The sequence below is a fragment of the Micromonospora sp. NPDC048040 genome, from assembly GCF_055587185.1.
This window is the reverse complement of the sequence record NZ_JBVJGT010000050.1, coordinates 1-21,389: the sequence shown is the minus strand read 5'-3', so window position 1 is coordinate 21,389 and position 21,389 is coordinate 1. Positions and strand designations below refer to the sequence as shown.

Here is a 21,389-nt window from a genome sequence, read left to right as displayed (position 1 = left end):
GGTGACCAGCACTGGTCGTGGGTGCGCCGGTTGCGGGGGATCAGCGGCCAGTGGTGTCCGCCGTGATCGTCGGGGTGGGCGGGTCAGGTAATACAGATCGGGGTGTGGCCCAGGTACTTCGTCAGCTCGTAGCCGTGAGTGACCTCGTTGACGCTGACCAGCGACGCTCCCTGCGTGGCGCCGGGCAGCCACCGCTGGCGGATTTGCTGCGGAATCGTCATGAGTAAATCCCGGACCTACCCGCAGACCAGACACAGGCCGGCCCTGCCGAGACCACCGAGCATCGGCCCCAGCCTGGCCGCGTGCGATCCTCGCCTGGTCCGTAGACCGGGCGCAGCGGTGTCGTCCGCTACGCCATACGCGGTCAGACAGCTCTTGACCTTCATAGACCAGTACAGCGGCCCGAGCGGACTGCGAAACCGGTGGCGGCAGGGGGAAGCCCTTGCCACCACCGGTAATCGTCACCTAGAGGCCGCGCAGGTGTTGATCACGTCTGTCTTGCGTTCGTAGCAGCGTTGGAGCCGGTTGAAGGCGTTGTGCCAGGCATTGGTGCGCTCGATGTGCCAGCGCTGGGTGGCCTGCACGGGGGCTTTTGACGCCTTTACGGGCGATGCCGCCGGTCAGTTCGCGGGTGTGCAGGAGGGCGCGGGTGGCGGCTGAGTCGTAGCCGGCGTCCAGGTGCACGGTGATGTCGTCGGGCAACGGGCCGAGGTCGTCGAGTCGGTCGAGGGTGGGTTCCAGCAGTGGGGAGTCGTGGCGGTTGGCACCGGCCAGGACGCGTCCGAGGGGATGCTGCGGGCTTCGACCAGCAGGGAGCGTTTCATGCCCTGTTTGCCGCGGTCGACTGGGGAGCGTCCGGCGACGTCGCCACCGCCGGGTGCTTTGGTGATGCAGCCGTCAACGGCAAGGTCGTCGAGCAGCAGCCCGACGATGCGGTCGTAGGCGTCCAGGACGACCTTCTTGAGCTGGGCGAGCACGCCGAGGCGGATCCACTCGTCGCGGCGGTTGCGGATCGTGGTGGCCGAGCAGGTGGTGTCGGCGATGCCTTCGTAAGAGCAGCCGAACGCAGGACTTGAAGGAGCTTGTCGAACACGATCCGGTGAGCGATGCGCGGCCGGTGACAGCCCAGCGGGTGGGCCAGATCGACGAGGGGTCGTACGGGCAACAGCGCGGCGAACTGGTCCCACAGGGGATCGCTCAGCCATGATGGGACAGCGGGCACAGGCGTTCCGATGGTCACTGGGTGCAGGAATCTTCATGATCACCGATGCCTGTGCCTGCCTCGTACCCGCCCCGCGCCCACTGACCTAGTTGCGTGGCCTCTTACCAGCCGGAAACGGTTGTCCCCGGCTGTCGGTTACACCCCTTCCCCCCGTCCAGGCTCGCCTCTCGCCCCTCTCAGTGCTCCGGGTCGGCATCTCGCGCGAGACGCGACGCCAGCTCCTCCGCCCGCTGCCGCCCCTCTTCGGTCAGCCCGACCCGGGCATGCCCCTCGAGTAGTCCCGCAGCCGCGCCCGGGTGATCCGGCGGCAGCGGCTCGCTAGTCAGCCATCCACTCCTAACCGCCTCGGCGGCGAAGGCGCTGATCATCCGAGCCTGAGCACCATCAATTGAGGGCTCCACTGGCGCCGGAGCGAGATCCGCCGGTCCCAGTTGTGCGGGGTCGGCGAAGACGAGCCTACTGAGGTCGTAACCCGGCAGACGGCGCGGCCGCCCAGGAGGCAACACCGGCGCCAACGCCCGGAATGCCGCTTGCACGGATTCCGGCCGGTAAGGATCCATTGCGTCACCGGCCCTGAGCAGCACACCTCCCCCGGGCAGCGGGACAACCTCCGCGAACGCCCCACTGGCTACGAGCGAATCGACGCCGCCGAGGCGTTCGGCCAGTTCCCGAGGCACGACCGTTACCCAGTCGTAGCCCCGCAGGAAACGCCTGCTCTCGGCAGCAGAGTCCGAGTTGATGCGGTACAAGCCCATGTCCAGGAGCGTGTCTCCGGTAGTTGCCCCGCCGTCCAAGGCCACCTCGCCGTACGCGGGATCGGTCGAGTTGGCGACCCTGCGCAACACCTCCTGCAGCCGGGGGGCGATCTCGGCCAGGCGGCCCGGCTGGCCGTCGAAGGACACCGAGGCCTCGAGCATGAGGTGGTCCGGAGCGGCGAATCGGAACACGTACAGATCCAGTGATGAACGCCGTCGGCGGTTGGACCAGTTCCAGGAGATCTGGCAGACGTCGGGTGTTAGGGCGTCCCTCCATGTGCTGATCCGCCGCCCGGCGCTGCCCTCGTCCACCGCTCTGCCGTACTTCGGTGGCCGCACCCCATCGCCCAACGTGGGCAGGAGCAGGTCGGTCGTTTCGTCGTACCAGCGCTCGAGCACTGGTAGGACAGACTCGAAATCGCCGCCAAAGTCGAGATAGAGGCGGATCACGCCGTTGTCCTGGATTGTCCCATCGCCATGCCATTCGGGGGGCGTTTCGTCCGTGTCGTCGTACATGGTTGCTCTCCGAGAAACGGGGATGGGCCGGGGAGGATCCCCGGCCCATCCTTTCGGCTGTCGCTGTCGGGCTGCCCTAGCACTACCTCAGCCTGACAGCTAGGCCAGTGCCGGGTTGAATGCAGAGGATGATGCATCCGACGATCGCCACACCGGCCACCACCGCGCTGCCGACCGTCTCGACGTCGGGGTCCCAGTGCACTCCTCCGCCCGAGCTCGTAGTTCCCTTCGGGATACAACCCGGACCGGGGCAAGCCGTATGGGCCGGCTGGGTGTGGGTGAGGAACGACACCAGTGCCGGGTGGCACGGGTTTGGTCGTCGGTGCCTCAACCGGCTCTGGCGCAGTGACTGGGCGCGGCAAGGGCAACGTCGTGGGATGCGGCTTCGGCCGATCTTTGGTCTTGGGTTGGCCGGATGTTCCGTACAGGATGAGACCTGCGCTGCTTCGGTTGCGCGGCTCCATCCAGATGTTGACGACCTTGCCGTTGCCGATCGGAATACCGCGCACCGGAGGCAGGGCTGGACCCGCCATCACTCTACGAGGGTCACCCGCCGCCTTCAGCTCGGCCTGGAGCTCGTTGATGTACCTGTCGAGTTGCTCCCGCCCCAGCCTCCTACCGTCGGGGTTGGCTGGCTTGACCTCCCAGACATAGACAACATCACACCGCGCCCAAGGCGTGGATCGCCTTGGGCTTTGTCAACGCTCCTGACGAGGCCCTAGAGCGATGAGTGTCGGTTATCCATGACTACAAAGGGCCCGGAAACAACCTCCCGTGCATGAGCGTCGGATCGGACCGTGACTCCAGCAACTCTCGTTGACCAGGTGGGGCAGGGACTTCTGTCCCTGCCCCACCTGGTCAACGGCATCTATTCCTGACCTTCTGGCGTCGGTTTGCGACTGCTGAGCATGCGCACGGTTGTGCTGAGCTTGATCGGCGCGTCGTCGGGGCCTCTGAGAAACGGGTTGATGTAGACGGGGCGGCGCAGCGCTCTACCTGGCCCGTGCGGCTGGTTGCGCCAGTGGCCGGACACCCAGAACCGGTTGGTTTGAGGGCGCCCTGAGTCGCCTGGAGCCGATCCGGTGCTGGTCGATGTGATGCTGCTGTTGGCACGGATGCGGACGATCCGTACCTCGGGTGCGGGTCGGTTGGTGCGGGCGTAGGTCTTGCGAACGGCTTTGTCGACGTCTGCTGTCGTGACTTCAGCGGCCTGCTGTGCGATCAGCAGCCATGTCGCGATCAGCGCTGCCGCTGGATGGTCGCCGGGCAGCACGTGCTGCTCGTGAGCCTGGAGGGTGCTCATCGGGGCGAGCCAGCCCACGTGTTCGCGGAGTCGCTGGAGGGGTTTGCCGTCCAGTCCCCCGCCGATGGTGCGGTAGGTGACCAGCTTCCAGCCGTCGCGGTTGGCGGTCCAGGATGCGGCGGTGATCTGCCGATGTGTCACTGGTCGCGGCCATACGAGCAGTCCGTCCGTCGAGGGCATGAGGTCGCGGCTGATGGTGACGTCGGGAAGTTTCTCCGCGGCGTATTCGGCCAGGTCGGTGAAGTCGGCGTCGATCCAGAACAGGCGTGATCGGTCCAGGCCCGCGGCGACCTGTTGGCGTACGTCGGTGTTGGCGAGCGCGACGGGTAGGCCGTCGGGGCCACGGTAGAAGCGGGCGAGCCGGTCGCGCACCTTCGGTAGGTCTCGGGCGGTGATGGTTGTGGCGGGCCAAGCGGTCGTCGTGATGAGCGTGCGGCCCTGAACCTGGGCGTTCAGGAACGCCAGGTGCAGGTGTTCGATACGTTCTCGTGCCTGCGGATTGTCGCCGAGGCCGAGCGCCTGCACTGCCCGGTCGACGACCTTGTCGTTGCTGCCAGCATCGATGTGGGTCTGGCAGGTCGCGCACGCCGCCCATGCATCGCCGAAGTTTTGCACCAGTCCCCCGGTCGCGCCGATGGCGACGGCGGAGACTTCGCCGCCGAGGAGCGTCCACGTCGGGTACAGGTCCCCGCAGAAGTCGCAGGTGCGGCGCACAGTGTCGAGCTGGCTGACCGGGACGGGTATCGGCTCGTGTCCGTCGGTGGCGAGTTGGATCGGGTGCACATAGGTAGGCGGCGTACCAAGGGTGTTCAGTGGGGAGAGGCAGATCCGGCAGGCCATCTCCTCGCGGGCGGCGGCCGTCATGCCGTCGCCTCCCGGTTCAGCTGCCCGCGGTCGCGGAGACGAGGTCCTCGACGGCGCCCGGCGGCGGGCATCGCCATACCCGGCTCGTACACCACGTGGCGGTTCCGGCCGTGCTGTTTGGCGTGGTACATCGCCATGTCGGCGCGGCGTAGGGCCACCTCCTCGATCGGGTCGGTGGCTTCGGCGAGCGCCAGGCCGACGCTGGCGGTGACGGTGACCGTGACGGGTTCGCCGTCCGCAGTGAGTTCGACGGGCTCGGAGATCAGGGCCACGAAGGTATCGGCGATGCGAGCCAGGTCGTCGGTGCGGACGGGCAGCAGTGCCGCGTACTCGTCGCCGGAGAGCCGTGCGGCGGTGCCGCCGTGGAGTGTGGCGATGCCGTGGATGCGGTTGCCGATCTCGACCAGGACCTCGTCCCCTCGGTCGTGGCCGTGGGTGTCGTTGACTGGTTTGAAGTCGTCGAGGTCGATCAGGACGACGATGACGGGCCCGGCGCTGTCGGCCTCGGCGAGGGTAGCGTGTGCGGCGAGCAGGCCGGCGCGGTTGAGCAGGCCGGTGACCGGGTCGTGTTCCAGCTGCCAGAGAGCGTCGGTGAGTCGGTTGTCGAGGCGGCGGATGAATGGCCACATGGTGAGGCCGCCGAGGGTGAATGCCACCAAGGCGGTGGCGATCATGATCAGCGGTAGGGACACTGGGGTCCTCCAATTGGTTGGAGGACCCGGGACGCGTACGTTGTCGAGGCGAGGCGTCCCGGGTCCTGATACGACGACGGCCCGCCATGTGGCGGGCCGTTCTTTCCTGTGTGTGCCGCCCCGGTTTTGCGGCACGGCCGTGGCTGCCTCCTTGAGAGGCACCATCGGCAGGGCTCAGCGGGCGGCCGATGAGGGCCGGTGTGTCGCCGGTCGACCGGGCCTCACGCCCTGGGGTGGCAGGCGAGTTCCTCGGCCAGTTCGACGATCTTGTCGCGGCGCGCGGCGGCAAGGCCGGCGAGCAGCTCGATGTACTGCTGTTCCTGTGCGGTGACGGGTTCGGCGAACGCCGCCTTGTACGCCAGGCGCGCTGCTTCGTGTGCGGCCTCGATCGCGCCGCTGTGGTCGTAGGCGACAGCGACCTGACGCAGTTGCTCGGCCGCAGCGAGAGGGTCGCGGGACAGCGTGATGTCGTAGATGCGGAAGTTCGCTGGAAGGTCCGCTGCGCCGATCGCGGTGATCAGGCACAGGTTGGCCTGGACGTGGTAGGCGTACGCCTCGGTGCGGGCCGGCGTTTCCCCGCGAGCCCGCACGGCGGCGCGTTCGGCGTTCCAGCGCAGCCGCGCTTCTTCCGCCTGCCTCGCGAGGGCGAGCAGCATGCTGCGAGTGGAATCCATCGTGTTCCTCCTGTTACTCGGTTGAGGGGTCGGTCCGGCCGGTGGCGATTGCCTGCTCGAACACCGATGGCGGGAGTCCGCCGTGCAACGCCTGCCGCAGCAGGTCGGCGAGTTGGTATGTGGAGTCGACCTGCAGGGCACGGTCTGCTGCCATGGCGGCCAGGGCGCCGTCACCGCACCGCCACGCGGCGACGGCGAGCAGGGTGGCCGGTGCCGGCACGAGCGGCTCCTCGGCGCGGCGGGTGACGTCGGCCCAGAACGTGACGTGCCCGTCGTGCGGTCGGGTGAGGTCTATGGCTAGGTCCCGCACCGAAGGCCGCTTCAGGAGCAGGGTGAGCCAGGCCACCTCGTCGTCGGTGAGGCGCTTGCCGGCGTCGTGCTGTCGTAGCGCGTCGCGGACCGCTTGCGCGCCGGCCTCGTCCATGCCCGTGCCGCCGGCGGCGTTCAGTGTCTTCAGGCGGTTGGTCGCCGCCCGGGTGGCGTCGCGCATACCGTCACGGGCGGCACCGTCGACAGGCGTGAACCGGGCGGCCACGGCTGCCCGGTCCGGTAGCGCGACCAGCCCGGCGGCGGTTGCCTGCACGGCGACGAGTGAGGCGGTGGGGTCGAACGGGGTTCCCTGCGGTGGGCAGCAGGCCGGGTTTTCGCAGGTGAGGTTAAAGATCCGTGTACCGGTGACCCGCAGCAACTCCCGGACGGTCATGCCGCTGGCGGTGAACGCCTCGCCGATGGTGCGTATTGCCGGGTCAAGGCGGTCGGCGTCTCCGTATCCGACGATCATGAGATCGGTGATCGGCTGCTGCCGCCGCACGACCGGGACCAGGTTGGCGACAAGGTCGAGAAGGTGACTTGCGGGGGCGCCGAGGGCAGGCAGGTCGCTGCGGGCGGCGAAAACGATCCGGCGGTCCCTGCTCGCGATCACGGCGACGCTGCCGTCGCTGGGGCGGAAGCCGAGGAGGTACGGCACCGCGGCCACCAGGTCGGCCGGGGATCGCACGGTCAGCTTGTTGTCTGGAAACGACATGATGATCTCCAATGCGGATTTCGGGTCGGTAGATGGCGGAGGGCTCAGTCGCGGTCGGGGTTCAGGTAGAGGTCGATGCCGACGCTCTCGACGCTGGCGGTCACCGTGATCAGGGTGTGGTCGATGCCGGGCAGCGCCCGGGTCAGGTCCGCGCGGGCGAGGGCTTCGGCCGCCGCCGTCGCGTCGTCGGAGGTGGTGTGGCCGCGGAGCCGCATCTCGTACTCGTGCCGCCACGGAATTCGCCAGCCGTCCTGGTCGCCGGTGGCGTACTCGGGGGTGGTCCAGCCGTACGCGGTCCACGGCCGCGTCTCGTCCGGGCTGCCGCTGGTGGTGGCGGCCCGCATCACGTCTCGTGCCGCGTCGCAGGCTTCTCGGGCTGTGCCGACGCTGACTGGCAGCGTCAGGTCGGCGACCACCGTGACGTGGTGTGCTCGGGGCAGCCGGTCGAGCCCGAGATCGGCCAGGAACCGGTCGACCCGCTCGGCAGTGTGCTGGTAGATGCCACCAAACTCGTCGTCGATCAGGGCGCGGATCGCGCGGGCGCGGATGCTGCGCCGCAGGTCGGCGAGGGTCTGCACCGCGGCGTCACGTGCGTCCGTCGCGGCGGTGATGTCGTCGGCGAGTTCGGTCAGCTGCGCCGCCCGGTTCACGGTTCGCGTATCGGCGTCGATGTCGTCCTGCGGGATGTCGTCGGGGCCGTCGGCGGCTTGCCACGTCAGCCCGGTCAAACTGATGCCGGCGTCAGCCAGCGCAGGCAGGTGACCCTCGACGATTGCGCGTGCGGCTTCGTACGCGTCGGCTTCCCGGGTCGCTGTGACCCAGGTCTGGAGCGTGACCTGCACGGTGATGCGGTATCGCTGGGGCCCAGGCTGGTCGTTTCCGTTCGGCACGGGTGTCACGTCGAGGACGTGTCGCGGGTAGACCGCGATCGCCGGCTGCAGCTGTCGCAGTTCGTCCGGTACGCCGAAGCGGGCTTGCTCGCGGGCTTCGTTGTGGTCGGTGTGCGACCGCGTGTGCGACAGCTGCGCTTCGGCGGTGGTGGTCCATCGTTGCGGCAGGGGTTCCAAACCCCAGGTGGCGAGGGCGTCTTCGCAGCCGGGCCGGCAGATCAGCCTGCTCCGCAGCGCGTCGATGAGAGCGGATCGGGCCTCGTCGGCCAAGGTCTGCCGCTGCTCGATAGCGGCGATCGTTTCGGTGTGCAGGGTGCGGAGCTGGTCCGCGAGGCTCTCGTCGGTCATCGCTGCGCCGCCCGAGTGCCGGCGGTGGCCAGGTGGGTGTCCGTGAGCAACTCGGCGTGTGAAGCCGACGCGCTGCTGTGGGCCAGGCGGGATCCGCTGTTCTCACCGACGAGGGCGGCGACACCGTCGAGGAGGTCGGGCTGGGCGGCGTTGTGGTGGTTGGCGCGGAGGCCGTGTGTCAGGTGAAGCATCTGTCCTCCTTGGGACACGTTGAAGGCGGCCACCGGGTGGTGGCCGCCTGAAGGGATGGGGATGGCGCGCCCTGTCCGTGTGGGCGAGGGGCGTGCGTGGTGCCAGATCCGAGGCTGGCGGCGGCGGCCGACCGGAAATGGTGGGCGCGATGCCGTCGCGCGAGGCGTCAGATCAGAGGCACATGGAACGAAAGGAGAGCGTTCAGGCTAGCCGTGCCGGGAGTCCCGACGGCCGGGCTGTCAGGTTCGGCCTCCTGGCAGAACCTGACAGCCGGGCGATGCCCGCGCTCCCTGTCAGGTCTGCTCATCGCAGCGGTTCACGGCGGGACTGCAGTGCCCCTTGCTGATAGCGGCAGCCGCCGGTACCCGCTCTGCCTAGCCGGTGACGGGCTACCGGGTGCGGGGAGTCATCGCCACCGAGCAACGCGACCGATCCCCTGTGCTCTGGATCGGACCCGCACGCCGGTCACCATGCGGGCAGCTGGTGACCGGTCGGCGGATCCGTCAGCGGAACCCGCCTGCAGTCTGGCCGTCGCCGAGGCAGCCCAGAGCGGAAGGTGGCTGTGAGCCGCCGCCTCCTGCCTCCGGGCCGGGCGGCCATAGGGCCGCTACGTCGCTCGGCTGCGGCCGCCCGGCTTCGGACCTGCCCGCGACGTTCAGGATTTCCTGGGCATCGCGGGCGTTGTTCAGCAGCGCCGCAGGACCAGCACGTCCTCGTGTGCCACCAGGTGCACGGGGATGCCTTGGTCCCTGGCGCGGCGGACCGCTAGGAGCCCGAACATGTTGGCCCGGTGCACGATCTGCCCGTCACGGACGGCGGCGAGCATCGCCGCGCACCGCTGCACCGGGACCAGTCCGATCGACTGCGCGACGGCGAGGAGCTCGCCGGGCAGGTCGATCAGGTCGTCGCGCTGGCGGCGTACTGGTCGGCAGGTGATCACCACGGTCCCGCCGGGCTGCAGCAGTTGGTAGCTGGCGGCCAGGATCGCGGCGAACCCGTCGAGTAAGCGGGACCATCCCGTGTAGGCGAGGTTGCCGCTTTTCCGGTTGCCGTAGTGGTGGTCCCGTTTGCGTACCCCGGTAGTCGTCGTGCGCACGAGGCCGTGGGTCCCGCGCCCGTACGGCGGTGAGGTGAGCACGAGGCTCACTCGACCGACTGCGGACGCGGGCACCAGATCGAGCAGACCTTTGGCATCGCCGGTGAGCACCTGCGCCACGCCGGCGGCGCCCTGCGACGCTGCGAGAGCGACGTTGGCGGCAGCAAGCTCGGTGAACCGGGGCTCGATGTCGATCCCGATCCCCTGCCGGCCAAGATGCATGGCCTCCACCAGGGTGGTGCCGGATCCGCACATCGGGTCGAACACCAGATCGTCGGGCGCGGTGTAGGAGCTGATCGCGTGCGCGGCCAGGTGGGGCAGCATCTTCCCAGGGTGGCTGGAGGTTTTCGCGACGTAGCGGCCTCGGCGTTGGTCCCGGGCGGGCTGCTGGCAGGTCAGCCACACCGAGGTGACCGGCAGGGACTCAACCATCGGTGCCCCCGGTCTCCGACGCGCTGCGGGTCAGGATCAGCACGTCGGTGTGGATGTCCAGCTGCGCCCGCTGGCCACGCCGAGGCGGTCGGTCGACCGCCACGATGTGCTGCAGGTACGCCAGCCCGGCCCGCTTGGCGGCGATGATGACGTCGACCGGCAGGGTGACGTCGTCGTGCGGCAGCAGCACCGCCACGCAGCCGCCGGGCACGAGGCTGGCGCGGCAACGGATGAAGAACTCGACCGGTGAGGCGTCGTCGAGCGGCCAGCCGGTGACGATCAGCGTCGCCGCCTCCCGGCCCCAGCCGACCTGCCGAGGCGCGTGCAGGTGACTGCGGCGATGCGCGGCGATGACCGCACGGGCCAGCTGCGGCCCCACGGCCAGGTCGATGATCAGATCGGACGGGTGGGTGAGGTTGTGGACCAGCCGCACGCCCATCGCGTTGGACAGGGTCTCGCCCTCCTGCGGGGCGGGGACCGGCCAGACGGTGATCGGCACGGGCGGGTCGCCGGGCACCACGTCCCCCACAGGGGTCGGCGCGCGGCGCGGGTTTTTATCAGTCATGGGCACGGTGGCCCCCGGACCGGCAGGGCGTACTGACGATCCCTAGTGCGCCGCTGACAGGCCGATCGAACCCGCCCCGACCTGACAGAACCCGTCATTCCCTGGCCGTCTGACAGCCCGACCGGGCGGTCCTGACGGCGGCGAACCTGACAGAACCGGGCACGACCTGTCTCAGTCCGGCAACGGCCTCTGGTGTCAGGTCGGGCTGTCCCAATCGAGATCACGGGCCTCCGGACACCTCGGAGCGCTCCCTTCCGAAGGGACATCACCATGGCAACGACCACCCGCACAAGGATGGCCGACACGGCGCTGACCACCGCCGAGAAGGCATTCGAGCTGCTGACCTGCGAACCCGCACCGCTGGTGTTCGACGCGCGCCCGGTTCCGGGCCTGCCGGACACGACAATGCCGCTGAACGAGCTGCGCAAGCTGCTGATGTACGAGGCCTACGACAGCGACACCACCGACGAGCTGTGGCGGCAGCTCGCCCACCACGCCCGCGAACGGGGGCCGGCCTGGGTGGTCGGGGCGATCGGTGTGGCGTTACCCGCGCTGACGCACCTCGCGGCGAAGATCAGCCGCGGCTACGTCCGGCACGCCGACGACGTGGACTCCGAAGTCCTGGCCGGGTTCCTCCACGCACTGCGCACGGCGGACCTCGCCCCACCCCGACTGTGGCTGCGGCTGTGCTGGGCGGCCTGGCGCGCCGGCGCCACGGTCGTCAAGGCCGACGACGGCGAGGAACTGCCGTTTGACCTGTCGAGCGGGTCGCGTTCACCGCGGATGCCTTACGGGCACCCGGACCTGCTGCTCGGTCGGGCCGCCGCCGCTGGCCTGATCACCGCCGAAGCCGCCGAGCTGATCAGCGCGACCCGATTCGGCGACGCACTGATCGAGCACCTGGCCGCTGAGCAGGGCGTGACCGCGTCGGCCCTGCGGATGCGGCGACGCCGTGCCGAGCGCGTCGTGGCCGCCGCCGTCACGCGAGGCGACCTGTCCGGCCCGATCCACTCGTCCAGCCGCCGCGAAGTCACCATGGCGGCCTAAACTAGACAAGAGGATCATCAACCAAGGATTGTTTCCGTGGTCAACCAGGGTCCCCAATGGACCCCGCAGGGGTTAAAGGTCAAGTTAGCTGCGGACCGCTCGCCTGACGGGTGGGGCACCAGTTTGGAAGTCGGTGGCTGGTTGCCCCACGATGTCCGAATCGCCTGTTCAGCCGGTTGGCATTGGTGACCGCTAATGCCGCTTTGTGACCGTTCGACGAACCAGTTATTGGCCCGTGGCTGGCCTACGCGTTCGGTGGCTGCCCGCTCTGGTCCGATGCCGCCATAGGGCCACGGCGACCAATCCGGCGGCGAGGAGAGTCAGCATCGCACCGGTCGCAAACCACCAACGGCCGGGCCACTGCACAGGCGCAGGTACTGCCACGACAGGCGTTGGGGCCGCTGCGGGCGCGGACGGTGCGCCCGGCAACTGGCGGATCCCGAAACACAGCCCAGTGGCGCCGTCGACCGAATTCACCCGGTACCGGGTGCCAGCGCGAAAGTCGTAGCCGCAGCTGGCCTCGCCGCGGCTCACGGCCAGCCTGAGCGTGGCATCTGACCCGGGACGGCCCTTCTCGACCGACTCGACCGCGAGTTGGACGGCCCTGTCCGTCACGCCAGTGACAGTGCCGACGACGATGAGGTCCGCCCGCTCGTCCTCCTGGTCGGGCCGCAAGGCGCAAGAGCAGGCCCAAGCGGGCTGCACCGGTGAGACGAGCACGACGAGGCCGAGGCTGAGAGTGGTCAGGGCAACCAGAATCGCGGCGCGCAGCTTCATGCGATCACCGACGCGCGCGAAGCCCCAAGGGTTCCATCAGTAATCGTCATGCTGGCGGCTACGCGGGAAGCCAGTGACGCCCACGTCCGCGCCGGCGACAGCAGTAACCCGGACAATGCCCTGGACTACCTCGTCGAAGGTCACGTGTTCGACTGCTACTCGCCGGCGGCGCGCGCGTCGGTGCGCAACGTCTGGAGCCAAGTCCGGGAGAAGGTCGATGACGATCAGACCCAACGCGTGGTGGTGAACCTGCATAACTGGAATGGTGACCTGACGGCTCTGCGGCGCCAGTTCGACGACTGGCCCATCGACGGGCTCAAGGAACTGGTCGTGGTGAAACCCGACGGTACGTTCCGACAGATCATCCGGCGACAGTGACAAGGGGCAGAGATGGCCGTCGAGTTCCGTCTGATCCTGGCCGGTGATCTTCCCGTCGACGAGATCGCCGCCCTGACCGCCGCGGACCCCCGCGAAAAGCCGCAGCCGATGTCGAACCAGCGTCTGTTCACGGCCCGCCTGTACGACCAACGCGGCTACGCCATCGCCGTCCGCTCCGGCACGCACGGCCACTACGAGGCCGAGACAGATGGCGACTCCCGCTGGGAATGGGAACCCGAGACGTACGTCAACATCACCTTCTCCATGCGCGCCGACGACCTGGTCGACAAGGGAATCCCCAACATGGTGGCGGCGGTAGCCAGGGTGCTGGCCGGTCGCAACGAGGACGCGGCCCTGATCCAGGACGGCGACCACCTCCTCCTGACCCGCACCAACGGCGTCACCCGCACACACCGCACAAGCTGGTGGAACCACTACCACCTGGAGCACCTCGTCACCGGCGGAGCAGGCCGATATCGCCCGGTTGCGCCGTGAGCTGGAGTTGGCGCAGGCGAAGCTGGCGCGGACCGAGACGGCGTCGACGACAGGAAAAGCGCGTGAGCTCTTGGAGGACATCTCCAGGAGCGAGCCGGACAGTCCGGACGTGTTCGGGCTCGGCAGGCGCTGATGGCCGCCTATCATGCGCTGACCAGCGCGAGGATCACGACGCGGGACGCGAAGCGGCTGACCGGGATCGCCCGGTCCAGCGCCAAACGCGACCGGCGGCGGCCAACACTGGCGGCGCCGGTGCGGCGAGCGCCGGCGAACGCGCTCACCCCGGCCGAACGCGAGCAGGTTCTGCGGCTGTTGAACAGTCCGGAGTTCGTCGACGCGGCCCCGGCCCAGACCTACGCGGCGCTGCTGGAACAGGGCGTGTACGTCGGTTCGATCGCCACCATGTATCGGGTTCTTCGCGAACACGCGCAGGTTCGCGAGCGTCGCCGGCTGGCCCGGCACCCGGCCCGCCGGCGTCCCGAGTTGGTCGCTGACGCGCCGCGGCAGGTTTACACCTGGGACATAACGAAGCTGGCCGGACCCGCAAAGGGCGTCTACCACGACGCCTACGTGATGATCGACATCTACTCCCGGTACATCGTCGGTGCCCGTGTGCACGCCCGCGAGTCCGGCCCCCTCGCCGAGGCGATGATGCGCGAGGTGTTCGGTGTCCATGGCGTCCCGCACGTCGTGCACGCCGACCGCGGTACGTCGATGACGTCGAAATCGATGGCTGACCTGCTCGAAGACCTCGATGTCACCCGCTCCTACTCCCGACCCTGGGTATCGAATGACAACCCGTACTCCGAAGCGCAGTTGCCGGGTAGGCGGCCGGAGTCGCACCGGCCGCCCCCCACAGATCCGGACGTGAACCTCTCGACTCATCCGGCTCGTGCCGTTCAGTTCCCAGGGCGTCAGTACCGCAGCGCCCACTGCACGAACAGGCCGGGTGACCGTTGTCGGACTCCCTTCAGCCACGCCCGCGCCCTTATTGCCCCCCTGGTGACTCCTTCAGCGGGCACGTAACGGGCACGGCAGAGGATGCCACGTGCTTCGGGCTGCTGGCATGATTCGCGCCGTGGACCTGCTTTGCGACTACTTCTCGGCTACCGCCGCAGTGATCGATGTTCTCGGCGGTCCGCGCGCCGCCTCAGGTCTGAGGTACTGAGGTGACCGAGGCCCAACGGCGCGGTGCCGGCTGGTGGCTCGGGCGCACCTGTCTGGTGGCCGCGCTGCTCGTGCCGGTCAAGTTCGGTCTAATGCTGATCATCCTTGGGCCGGAGGCGTACCTCAGCTCCACCCAACCCGGGGGGACGTTCCTCGCCCTCGGGTTGGAGGTCTTCCTCTCCCTGGTGCCCACAGTGCTGCTGTTGGCGTTGTCGGCGGCGGTGGGTCGAGCGCTCGGAATCGGACTCGCGTTCCGCGTGCTCACCACGGTGCTGATCGCCGCCGTCGCGGCCCTGCCGGTCGTGTTCATCGGCTGGATCGTCTACGCGATGATCGAGCTCCTCGGGCAGCTCGTGGTGGCTGCCGTCGCGATCCGTTACGTGAACGCGCTGCGACCTTCGGTGTGAACGCGGCTGGAGAGCACCGACGGCTGTCGACTGCTGCCAGGAAACCTCAGTCCATGCGTGTTGTTCGGGGTCTAGCCACGTCCGGTGTTATCGGTTGCCGTCTCGTTCGCTGCCTCTCTGCTGCCCCCGCGCCTCCCGTTACCTGCACGCGCGTATGGCGGCCAGGTCGCTACGCTTCTCCGGTGACGAATGGTGCCGGTGTCGCATTGGGTATCGAGGCCGCTCGGCGGTTAGCGCAACTGGACCTGGTGGACATCCAGCCAGGGCTCACCGACGCCGAGTTCGTCAGCCTCAATCGACGGTTCGGCTTCGAGTTCGCCGACGACCACCGCGCCTTCCTCGCGGCCGGGCTGCCAGTCTGGACACCTGGCCACGATGACCACCCCGACAAGGCAAGTTGGGGCTGGCCGAACTGGCGCCAACTCGACTCCACCATCCTGCAAGAGCAGGTTGACTGGCCGCTCACAACCGCGCTCGACGACATCGAGCAGGGCGAGTGGCCACCCGGGTGGGGCAATCGCCCTCACGACCTCGTCCGGCGCATTGCCAAGGCGAAGCGCCTTCTCGCCGACGTTCCCCAGATGGTTCCCGTGTACGCCCACCGCTACCTGCCGGCCGGCCGCGGCTCCTTCGGACATCCCGTGCTGTCCATCCACCGGCTGACCGACACCATCGTGTATGGCCACGACCTCGCCCACTACATCGATCAGGAGTTCCGAGAGCCCCGGGTGACTGTGCCCCTCTGGCGTGACTACGTGTGAGGGTGAAGGCCGGCGCCCGACTGCTTGATTCCCAGGCAACCAACACAGGGCGCTGACCTGCCGTTCCATGGGTGTTGGCCTGGTAGAACGGTCCATCAACGTCCCTGCTCGTCCGCTGGCGTCCGTCCCGATCGTCACTCGGTTAGTCACCCGGCCTACGACACGGCATCGGGCACCCCCTGCAGGGGCCGAGCTATGCGGGAAAGACCACGCCGTCCGTCGTAATACGCGGCGGTGGTTCGAGCCTCATACCCAATGCGAGGCACACCGCATGGGCAGCCGCGATCTTCACGTCACCGTCAGCCGTGTCCGCCGGCATATCCACAATCTTCGTCACCGTCACCTTGTAGCCGCCGGGTCGCCCCAAGCGGGCGAGCGCATACCGCACGCCCTCAACCGCCTCAGCCACCAATCGATCATTGATCGGCCGATCGATCACAGCTCGCGACCCATAGACATCCCACAACCAGGCAAAGGCATCCGGGGAGACATCCACCTCGTCACGGTCTGCTGGCTCGACCGCGACAGCCACATCCGCCGCATGCCCAATCCGGCCAAGCACCTGCCGAAGGCGAAACTCTCCCTGCACGGCCAGAGGATACCGGCGCCGGTTCTTCGTCCCCAAGGAATGATCAGCCGTCGATGATCTGGGCGGGTAGCCCACAAACGACGCGCTATCGCCATCCCGCCTGCCGCCGGCCCGCCCCCTGGCACATCACCATGCGCGGCTAGTTGCTGGGTTACTCCCGCGAGGCGACGGACCAAGCCAGCGCAGCTACGGCAACCAGCATTGCTACCGCCGACAAGATGCCCGAGATCAGGAAGGGCATGGGTATGAGCGACGTGCCTTCCAGGATCAGCAGAATCGCGGCAACCAACATGACGCCGACACCAACGCGGACCTGTCGGGATTGCTGGCTCTCCGTCGGATGCGCGGGCCGAGCCCAGGTAACGGGGAACCGTTGCGACACGGCGAGACGGACGCCGAATACGAACAGGAGAAGGAAGAAGATCACGAGCACCAGGCGGAAGGCGACCAACACGGAGTTCGCGTCTCTCATGCGGCCATCATTCACGGCGGCGTCAAAGCTCTTTGCACGAGCCATCGCACGACGAGTTGCGGCGCCTCGCCCGGCGCGGACCCGGCTCCCGGGGTCGGAGCTGGCCACCGGCGGCCACCCTCCCCCTCCCAGGTGAGCGGTTGACCTGACCCTGAGCGGCTGCGGAGCCGGCTCCTGGACGACCGGCATGCCGTCGCGCGGCCACCACCCCCATGCTTAAAACTTGCCGCGCGGACCCGGCGCGCGCCCTCCCCTGCGCCGCGCTGCTCAGGCGCGGCGCGGCCGGCCGCCGGCGACGAACCTCCACCACTCTCCCCGCTATCCCGTCTGCGGCGGCCCCGGCTCCCCGCTCTCCGCGCCAGGCGCCGGGCGTTCTGCGTGGCCGGGGACTGTACATTTGTACAGTCCCCATCCTGGCACGGCCGACCGACGGACCGGGCGGGCCAGACACCGACCGGTCAGCAAGCCCGCTCAGGATCGGAACAGCCCGGCGGTGAGCATGTGAAGGTCGAGAGGGGGACGGCATGCCCGCAGCGTTCAACACCGCCCGAGGGCGGCTCGGTCCGCGCCAACCTTGCCCGGTGTCCTTTCGCAGTCAATCTGCTCCGGCCGTGGCGGGCTGACCTGCGCGGATCAGCTTTGGTTGAGAATCCGACTCGCCGGTTGTTCTCGGTTGATCTGCTCCGCAGGCACGCCTACGCCGGTGTTTCTCAGTTCGCCTGCTTCGCAGGACGGTGTGGTCGCGATCCTGGGACCCGGCGGATGCAAGGCGGCTACACGAACGAAAAGACACGTTCCTCCGGGTCCACGACCGCGGCCAAAAACGCTCCAGGCACGAGGGCCGGGTCATCAGCGCGGATCGTCTCGGCCTCGAAGGTGGCGAACCCAGTACCACTGATCCGCAGGCGGAGTTTCAACCCGGGATCCTCCCCACCCAGGTGGTTGGCCACCGCGAGAATCTCGGCCGTCGCGGCGACACCGGTAGCGGCGAGCCGCCGCGCGTCGCGGCGCGAGCGAGTGACCAGGCGCAAGCCCCAAACTCCGAAGCCGCCGCCGACGATCGTCATCAGTAGGCTCCCGGCGAGCAGGCCCCAGAAGTCTGCGGCAGACAGGCTCCGGCCCTGCGATACGGCGACGGACAGCAGGAACGGTCCGGGCAGACAGATCGCCAAGAACATCATTCGGCAAAGAAGTGCGCCGATCGGACCGATGCGCGGCTCCGCCTCCCGGGGTGTAGTCGTCATCCTCACAACCTAGTGCGGGGTCCTTCAGCGCTGAGGCCGGACAAGCCCCGCCTGAGGCAGAGCAGATCGATTGGGAAGACCGGGCAGTCGGAGCAAAAGTCTGAGAAACGGGGCAGGTTAGCTGCGAAAGGACAACCGGCAACGCGGTTCGCTGACCGGTCTTGTCAGGGCGTGACAGACCGGCAGCGAGTTCGATCGGCCTGACAGTCGAGATCTGGGCGGTGCATGTCGTCCACGGCATGCCCGCCCGGTGGGGACCACCCAATCGGCGAGGCCCACGGTCCGGCATGGCTGGCGCGGCGTACTGACACCGCAATCCCGTCGCATGACGCAAGGGAGGAGCGCCCCCACCGGACCACACGGACCTTCGCCCGGTCCCCACCGCGGCGGCCCGCAGATCTTTTGTGGAGCGCCGCAATGCACACGACTCTCTCAATCTTGTCCGACCTCGCCGCAGCCACCCCCACGCCCACGCCGGCACCGACGCCCAAGAGCATCAACGAGGTCATCTCTGGCATCACTGGCTGGATCATGGGCATCATCGCGTTGGTCGCGACGATGTTCCTGGTCATCGGCGGCCTTCGGTACATGGCCGCCGGAGGCGACCCGGCCCAGGTCGAGCAGGCGAAGGGCAACTTCAAGTCCGCGTTGATCGGCTACGCCCTCGCGGTGCTGTCCCCGGTCATCCTGCAGGTGCTGCAGGGCATCCTCGGCGGCTGAGGCAGTCGTCATGGTCGACTGGCTGATGAACGGCCTGGTCAGCTGGCTCGCCGAGAAGGTCACCGACCTTCTCGGCGGCCTGCTGGCCTTCCTGGCATCCTCCATCTTCATATCGCCGGACGTCACCGTCCTGCCGCAGGTGACGTCGATCGCCGACAAGAGCGCGCTGGTCGTCAACGCCTGCTTCATCCTCGCGATCATCGCCGTGGGCGTCGCCACGATGGTCGGCGACTCGGTCGAGATGCGCTACCACATCAAGGAGCTGATCCCCCGGCTCGTCGTCGGGTTCGTCCTGTCCGCGTTCGCGGTCCCGCTGACCAGCGTGCTCATCAACATCGCCAACGCCCTGACGGTGTCGATGACCGGCACGTCGGCGCCGACCACCGAGGCGGTCACCTTCGTCAAGGTCCGCATCGCCTCGGCGATGACCGACGAGAGCGCCGCCCTCCTGATCGCCATCATCGGACTGCTCATCGTCGTGCTGATGTTCATGCTCGTCGGCAGCTGGCTCGCGCGGATCGGAGTGCTGATCATCCTCGCCGGGATCGCACCGGTGGCGCTCGCCTGCTACGCCACGCCCTGGACACAGGGCGCCGCGCAGCTGTGGTGGCGCACCCTGCTGGGTTGCCTGGCCACACCCACGCTGCAGGCGGTCGCGTTCTCGGCGGGCATCAACCTGCTGATCGACCCGGGATCGAACCTGCCGATCCTGCTCGGCCTGCCCGCCTCGGACGCGATGAACCTCATGCTCGTCATCGTCGTGCTCTGGGTCACGATCAAGATCCCCGGAATGATGCGCCGGTACGTGGCCCGGGCGGGCTCGTCGAACGTCGGCGGGATGCTGCTGCGGGCGGTGTTCGTCCAGGGGGTCACCCGCCGCCTGCCGCTCGGCCGGCTCGGTGCTGCTGCCGTGCGAGGTGGGCGATGACCGACGGCGACACCACTGCGCGCGCCGTCGTCCCGACGGGCGCTTCATACTGCCTCTCCGATGACTGTTGTTGGATTGGTGGACGCGGGTCACGTGCTGATCGGGTTCTCGCGCCGACGTCGGCGGAGTAATCCGGCCGCCGTCGAGCCGCGCGAAGCTGACCTGTGTGCTTCAACGATCGAGTCGCGGCAGCCGCCCGCTCCGACCGTCCGCGATGACGGTTGGAGCCGGTGGCGTGTAACGGATAGCCCGGGTCATTGAGAACGGTCACCGTACGGGGTAAATGAGAATGCGCAGGTCCTGAGCGTTGACGGAGTCGATCGGCGATCAGAGTTGTCCGCTGAGGGATCGCCTTATGGACGCCGCCACGCGCTCAATGCGGCATGACCGCGTGTTGGCGCGTTGCAGCAGATGAACGGCAGGAACGGTACGGACGTTGTTCAAGATTATTTAGGAGGGGGCTGGCGAAGCCTCCCTGAGCGACATGCCCAGACCATGGCGGGGCTGCCGAGTTCCTCGATCCAGTCCGGCGGTTCGGTTGCGGTGAATGCCTGGGTCATTGCGGTCAGCCATGCTGCGAACGAGGGGAAGTCCGGCACTGCGTCGTCGGGATCCTCCCAGGCGTAACCGTCGAGGTAACGGACGCGGGGCTCGTCTTCATGGTGGTAGTAGACCGGGTACTCGCCGTTGGCGTCCGGCCGAGTCACGTCGAAGCACCACACTGCCTCGTCGTAGACGGTGTAGGCGAACCCGACGAGGTGGTTGGTCGACAGGTAGCGGCCGGGATCGCGGCTGACGTGTTCCGGAAGGTGTATCCATGTCTGGTTGAGCGGGACCATCTCCTCCTCGTTGACGATCACGAATTCGGGATCGTTGTCGCCGACGGTCCGGCGGCACGACAACCGGTTGTGCTCGGCGAGGAACGCGCGATAGCTCGGCGGCGCCGACCACCTCACCGACCCGAAATGCGGTTCGAGACCGTTCTCACGGGTGCGGATCGCCTCCTCGCTGGCCGGCGGGGAGGCGGAGAGCTGGAGCATACCGGCAGCAGCGGCTTGCCGTAGAGCCTCAAGGTTGGCGTGCGGTTCGATGATCACCCGTGTGACATTAGGGGTCGGGCACAAGCGCTGTGCTGTCCTGTCCGTCGCGGCCGAGCAGGTCAGCTACGGCTTGCAGCCCGCTACCACCCCAGTCACGCTCTGTAGCGCACGGAATGCGACATGGTGTGAGTATGTCTGCTGTGTGGGCATTTGCTGGAGGCCGCCCGGGGTGGTGGGGGTGTGTCAGGCCGCAACGGTGATCGACGCGGTTCGGTTCGGCGAAGTTGTGGAACTGCGATGTCGGGCGGACGTCCGGGCCGTCTCGGCCACCGCGGTCGACCTCGCCGCCGAACAGAGACGCGCCATATCTCGATGGAGCGCAACACCCGCATATCAAGCATGAGCGGACGACGATGGCACCGGAGGCCGAGGTTCTGTCCGCTGAAGATTCCCCTAATACTCCAACGTCACTTGGCTTCGGCGTTGGGCGTGGCGCAGGCATGAAGACGGCCACCGCGTTGATCATCGATGGTTTGTGAGGACAACCGAAGATCGTGCGGTGGCCGCGTGCCACAGCGTAGACCTTGATCGGTGGCGGGTCACTCTGGACGAGGCAGCGGCGCGTGTCGCTGGCCGATTCGTGCGGGCAGAGCCGCGCCGGACCGCCGGGCAGTTCGTGGAAGGGCTGCTGTCGGGCGTGGAACGCAAGACCTGCTGGTCGTTGGCGGAGCGGGCGGGTCACGCTGATCCGCAGGCGATGCAGCGGTTGCTGCGTACGGCGGTGTGGGACG

Annotated in this window: 23 protein-coding genes and 2 pseudogenes; 9 read left to right on the top strand and 16 right to left on the bottom strand. The window is 68.1% G+C overall.

Going from position 1 to position 21,389, the window contains the following annotated elements; all coding sequences use genetic code 11:
• Positions 1-83: 83 nt before the first annotated feature.
• The 11 genes and pseudogenes from ACZ6O2_RS29475 to ACZ6O2_RS29425 all read right to left on the bottom strand — a co-directional run bounded on the left by ACZ6O2_RS29475 (position 84) and on the right by ACZ6O2_RS29425 (position 10,573).
• A complete protein-coding gene (locus ACZ6O2_RS29475; RefSeq protein WP_466025135.1) occupies positions 84-221 on the bottom strand; it encodes a hypothetical protein in 138 nt (45 codons plus the stop codon).
• A 261-nt stretch (positions 222-482) separates the two neighbouring features.
• Positions 483-1,222, bottom strand: a pseudogene (locus ACZ6O2_RS29470) (IS5 family transposase); the annotation flags it as partial.
• A gap of 176 nt (positions 1,223-1,398) precedes the next feature.
• Positions 1,399-2,493: a hypothetical protein gene (locus ACZ6O2_RS29465; RefSeq protein WP_466025134.1), complete on the bottom strand. Its 1,095-nt coding sequence runs from the start codon at positions 2,491-2,493 to the stop codon at positions 1,399-1,401.
• Between the two features lie 868 nt (positions 2,494-3,361).
• Entirely contained in the window at positions 3,362-4,660 is a 1,299-nt protein-coding gene (locus ACZ6O2_RS29460) for an AcrVA2 family anti-CRISPR protein (protein WP_466025133.1), read from the bottom strand.
• Positions 4,657-5,352, bottom strand: coding sequence for a GGDEF domain-containing protein (locus ACZ6O2_RS29455; protein WP_466025132.1), 696 nt, complete (start codon positions 5,350-5,352; stop codon positions 4,657-4,659). The genes ACZ6O2_RS29460 and ACZ6O2_RS29455 overlap by 4 nt, the downstream gene beginning before the upstream one ends.
• A gap of 221 nt (positions 5,353-5,573) precedes the next feature.
• Positions 5,574-6,008 carry a hypothetical protein gene (locus tag ACZ6O2_RS29450; protein WP_466025131.1) on the bottom strand — a complete coding sequence of 145 codons (435 nt, stop codon included), beginning with the start codon at positions 6,006-6,008 and terminating at the stop codon, positions 5,574-5,576.
• A 31-nt stretch (positions 6,009-6,039) separates the two neighbouring features.
• The gene (locus tag ACZ6O2_RS29445; protein WP_466025130.1) at positions 6,040-7,050 is read right to left on the bottom strand and encodes a DUF4192 domain-containing protein; all 1,011 of its coding nucleotides are present in this window, start codon (positions 7,048-7,050) and stop codon (positions 6,040-6,042) included.
• A gap of 44 nt (positions 7,051-7,094) precedes the next feature.
• Positions 7,095-8,288: a hypothetical protein gene (locus tag ACZ6O2_RS29440; RefSeq protein WP_466025129.1), complete on the bottom strand. Its 1,194-nt coding sequence runs from the start codon at positions 8,286-8,288 to the stop codon at positions 7,095-7,097.
• Entirely contained in the window at positions 8,285-8,479 is a 195-nt protein-coding gene (locus tag ACZ6O2_RS29435) for a hypothetical protein (RefSeq protein ID WP_466025128.1), read from the bottom strand. Before ACZ6O2_RS29435 ends, ACZ6O2_RS29440 begins: the two co-directional genes overlap by 4 nt.
• Before the next feature lie 686 nt (positions 8,480-9,165).
• Positions 9,166-10,008 carry a TRM11 family SAM-dependent methyltransferase gene (locus ACZ6O2_RS29430; protein WP_466025127.1) on the bottom strand — a complete coding sequence of 281 codons (843 nt, stop codon included), beginning with the start codon at positions 10,006-10,008 and terminating at the stop codon, positions 9,166-9,168.
• Positions 10,001-10,573: a hypothetical protein gene (locus tag ACZ6O2_RS29425; protein WP_466025126.1), complete on the bottom strand. Its 573-nt coding sequence runs from the start codon at positions 10,571-10,573 to the stop codon at positions 10,001-10,003. The genes ACZ6O2_RS29430 and ACZ6O2_RS29425 overlap by 8 nt, the downstream gene beginning before the upstream one ends.
• A gap of 270 nt (positions 10,574-10,843) precedes the next feature.
• Between ACZ6O2_RS29425 and ACZ6O2_RS29420 the strand changes: the two genes are divergently transcribed.
• A complete protein-coding gene (locus ACZ6O2_RS29420; protein WP_466025125.1) occupies positions 10,844-11,620 on the top strand; it encodes a hypothetical protein in 777 nt (258 codons plus the stop codon).
• A gap of 225 nt (positions 11,621-11,845) precedes the next feature.
• On the opposite strand, the gene ACZ6O2_RS29415 is transcribed toward ACZ6O2_RS29420, so the two are convergent.
• Positions 11,846-12,397 carry a hypothetical protein gene (locus ACZ6O2_RS29415; protein ID WP_466025124.1) on the bottom strand — a complete coding sequence of 184 codons (552 nt, stop codon included), beginning with the start codon at positions 12,395-12,397 and terminating at the stop codon, positions 11,846-11,848.
• Positions 12,398-12,445: 48 nt separating this feature from the next.
• Between ACZ6O2_RS29415 and ACZ6O2_RS29410 the strand changes: the two genes are divergently transcribed.
• The 5 genes from ACZ6O2_RS29410 to ACZ6O2_RS29390 all read left to right on the top strand — a co-directional run bounded on the left by ACZ6O2_RS29410 (position 12,446) and on the right by ACZ6O2_RS29390 (position 15,605).
• Positions 12,446-12,775, top strand: coding sequence for a CdiA C-terminal domain-containing protein (locus ACZ6O2_RS29410; protein WP_466025123.1), 330 nt, complete (start codon positions 12,446-12,448; stop codon positions 12,773-12,775).
• A 12-nt stretch (positions 12,776-12,787) separates the two neighbouring features.
• A complete protein-coding gene (locus ACZ6O2_RS29405; RefSeq protein ID WP_466025122.1) occupies positions 12,788-13,270 on the top strand; it encodes a SitI3 family protein in 483 nt (160 codons plus the stop codon).
• Positions 13,271-13,402: 132 nt separating this feature from the next.
• Complete coding sequence (locus ACZ6O2_RS29400; RefSeq protein ID WP_466025121.1) at positions 13,403-14,296, top strand: transposase; 894 nt, start codon at positions 13,403-13,405, stop codon at positions 14,294-14,296.
• A 143-nt stretch (positions 14,297-14,439) separates the two neighbouring features.
• A complete protein-coding gene (locus ACZ6O2_RS29395; protein WP_350712034.1) occupies positions 14,440-14,844 on the top strand; it encodes a hypothetical protein in 405 nt (134 codons plus the stop codon).
• Positions 14,845-15,026: 182 nt separating this feature from the next.
• Positions 15,027-15,605, top strand: a complete 579-nt coding sequence (locus ACZ6O2_RS29390; RefSeq protein ID WP_466025120.1) for a hypothetical protein — start codon at positions 15,027-15,029, stop codon at positions 15,603-15,605.
• A gap of 193 nt (positions 15,606-15,798) precedes the next feature.
• On the opposite strand, the gene ACZ6O2_RS29385 is transcribed toward ACZ6O2_RS29390, so the two are convergent.
• The 3 genes from ACZ6O2_RS29385 to ACZ6O2_RS29375 all read right to left on the bottom strand — a co-directional run bounded on the left by ACZ6O2_RS29385 (position 15,799) and on the right by ACZ6O2_RS29375 (position 17,910).
• Positions 15,799-16,194 (bottom strand): hypothetical protein, encoded by a 396-nt coding sequence (locus tag ACZ6O2_RS29385; RefSeq protein WP_466025119.1) that lies wholly within the window; start codon positions 16,192-16,194, stop codon positions 15,799-15,801.
• A 151-nt stretch (positions 16,195-16,345) separates the two neighbouring features.
• Positions 16,346-16,666: a hypothetical protein gene (locus ACZ6O2_RS29380; RefSeq protein ID WP_350712037.1), complete on the bottom strand. Its 321-nt coding sequence runs from the start codon at positions 16,664-16,666 to the stop codon at positions 16,346-16,348.
• Between the two features lie 773 nt (positions 16,667-17,439).
• Entirely contained in the window at positions 17,440-17,910 is a 471-nt protein-coding gene (locus ACZ6O2_RS29375; protein WP_466025118.1) for a hypothetical protein, read from the bottom strand.
• A gap of 438 nt (positions 17,911-18,348) precedes the next feature.
• Between ACZ6O2_RS29375 and ACZ6O2_RS29370 the strand changes: the two genes are divergently transcribed.
• Positions 18,349-18,630: a pilin gene (locus ACZ6O2_RS29370; protein WP_350712039.1), complete on the top strand. Its 282-nt coding sequence runs from the start codon at positions 18,349-18,351 to the stop codon at positions 18,628-18,630.
• A gap of 10 nt (positions 18,631-18,640) precedes the next feature.
• Complete coding sequence (locus ACZ6O2_RS29365) at positions 18,641-19,558, top strand: conjugal transfer protein TrbL family protein (RefSeq protein ID WP_466025117.1); 918 nt, start codon at positions 18,641-18,643, stop codon at positions 19,556-19,558.
• Between the two features lie 446 nt (positions 19,559-20,004).
• On the opposite strand, the gene ACZ6O2_RS29360 is transcribed toward ACZ6O2_RS29365, so the two are convergent.
• Positions 20,005-20,655, bottom strand: coding sequence for an SMI1/KNR4 family protein (locus ACZ6O2_RS29360; RefSeq protein WP_350712041.1), 651 nt, complete (start codon positions 20,653-20,655; stop codon positions 20,005-20,007).
• A 502-nt stretch (positions 20,656-21,157) separates the two neighbouring features.
• Between ACZ6O2_RS29360 and ACZ6O2_RS29355 the strand changes: the two are divergent.
• Positions 21,158-21,389: pseudogene (locus ACZ6O2_RS29355) on the top strand (IS701 family transposase); the annotation flags it as partial.

Coding starts and splice junctions, on each gene's coding strand:
- ACZ6O2_RS29410 (WP_466025123.1), top strand. CDS start 12,446: ATGCTGGCGGCTACGCGGGAAGCCAGTGACGCCCACGTCCGCGCCGGC.
- ACZ6O2_RS29400 (WP_466025121.1), top strand. CDS start 13,403: ATGGCCGCCTATCATGCGCTGACCAGCGCGAGGATCACGACGCGGGAC.
- ACZ6O2_RS29475 (WP_466025135.1), bottom strand. CDS start 221: ATGACGATTCCGCAGCAAATCCGCCAGCGGTGGCTGCCCGGCGCCACG.
- ACZ6O2_RS29365 (WP_466025117.1), top strand. CDS start 18,641: ATGGTCGACTGGCTGATGAACGGCCTGGTCAGCTGGCTCGCCGAGAAG.
- ACZ6O2_RS29465 (WP_466025134.1), bottom strand. CDS start 2,493: ATGTACGACGACACGGACGAAACGCCCCCCGAATGGCATGGCGATGGG.
- ACZ6O2_RS29420 (WP_466025125.1), top strand. CDS start 10,844: ATGGCAACGACCACCCGCACAAGGATGGCCGACACGGCGCTGACCACC.
- ACZ6O2_RS29440 (WP_466025129.1), bottom strand. CDS start 8,288: ATGACCGACGAGAGCCTCGCGGACCAGCTCCGCACCCTGCACACCGAA.
- ACZ6O2_RS29435 (WP_466025128.1), bottom strand. CDS start 8,479: ATGCTTCACCTGACACACGGCCTCCGCGCCAACCACCACAACGCCGCC.
- ACZ6O2_RS29375 (WP_466025118.1), bottom strand. CDS start 17,910: ATGACGACTACACCCCGGGAGGCGGAGCCGCGCATCGGTCCGATCGGC.
- ACZ6O2_RS29415 (WP_466025124.1), bottom strand. CDS start 12,397: ATGAAGCTGCGCGCCGCGATTCTGGTTGCCCTGACCACTCTCAGCCTC.
- ACZ6O2_RS29380 (WP_350712037.1), bottom strand. CDS start 16,666: ATGAGAGACGCGAACTCCGTGTTGGTCGCCTTCCGCCTGGTGCTCGTG.
- ACZ6O2_RS29425 (WP_466025126.1), bottom strand. CDS start 10,573: ATGACTGATAAAAACCCGCGCCGCGCGCCGACCCCTGTGGGGGACGTG.
- ACZ6O2_RS29445 (WP_466025130.1), bottom strand. CDS start 7,050: ATGTCGTTTCCAGACAACAAGCTGACCGTGCGATCCCCGGCCGACCTG.
- ACZ6O2_RS29450 (WP_466025131.1), bottom strand. CDS start 6,008: ATGCTGCTCGCCCTCGCGAGGCAGGCGGAAGAAGCGCGGCTGCGCTGG.
- ACZ6O2_RS29405 (WP_466025122.1), top strand. CDS start 12,788: ATGGCCGTCGAGTTCCGTCTGATCCTGGCCGGTGATCTTCCCGTCGAC.
- ACZ6O2_RS29460 (WP_466025133.1), bottom strand. CDS start 4,660: ATGACGGCCGCCGCCCGCGAGGAGATGGCCTGCCGGATCTGCCTCTCC.
- ACZ6O2_RS29430 (WP_466025127.1), bottom strand. CDS start 10,008: ATGGTTGAGTCCCTGCCGGTCACCTCGGTGTGGCTGACCTGCCAGCAG.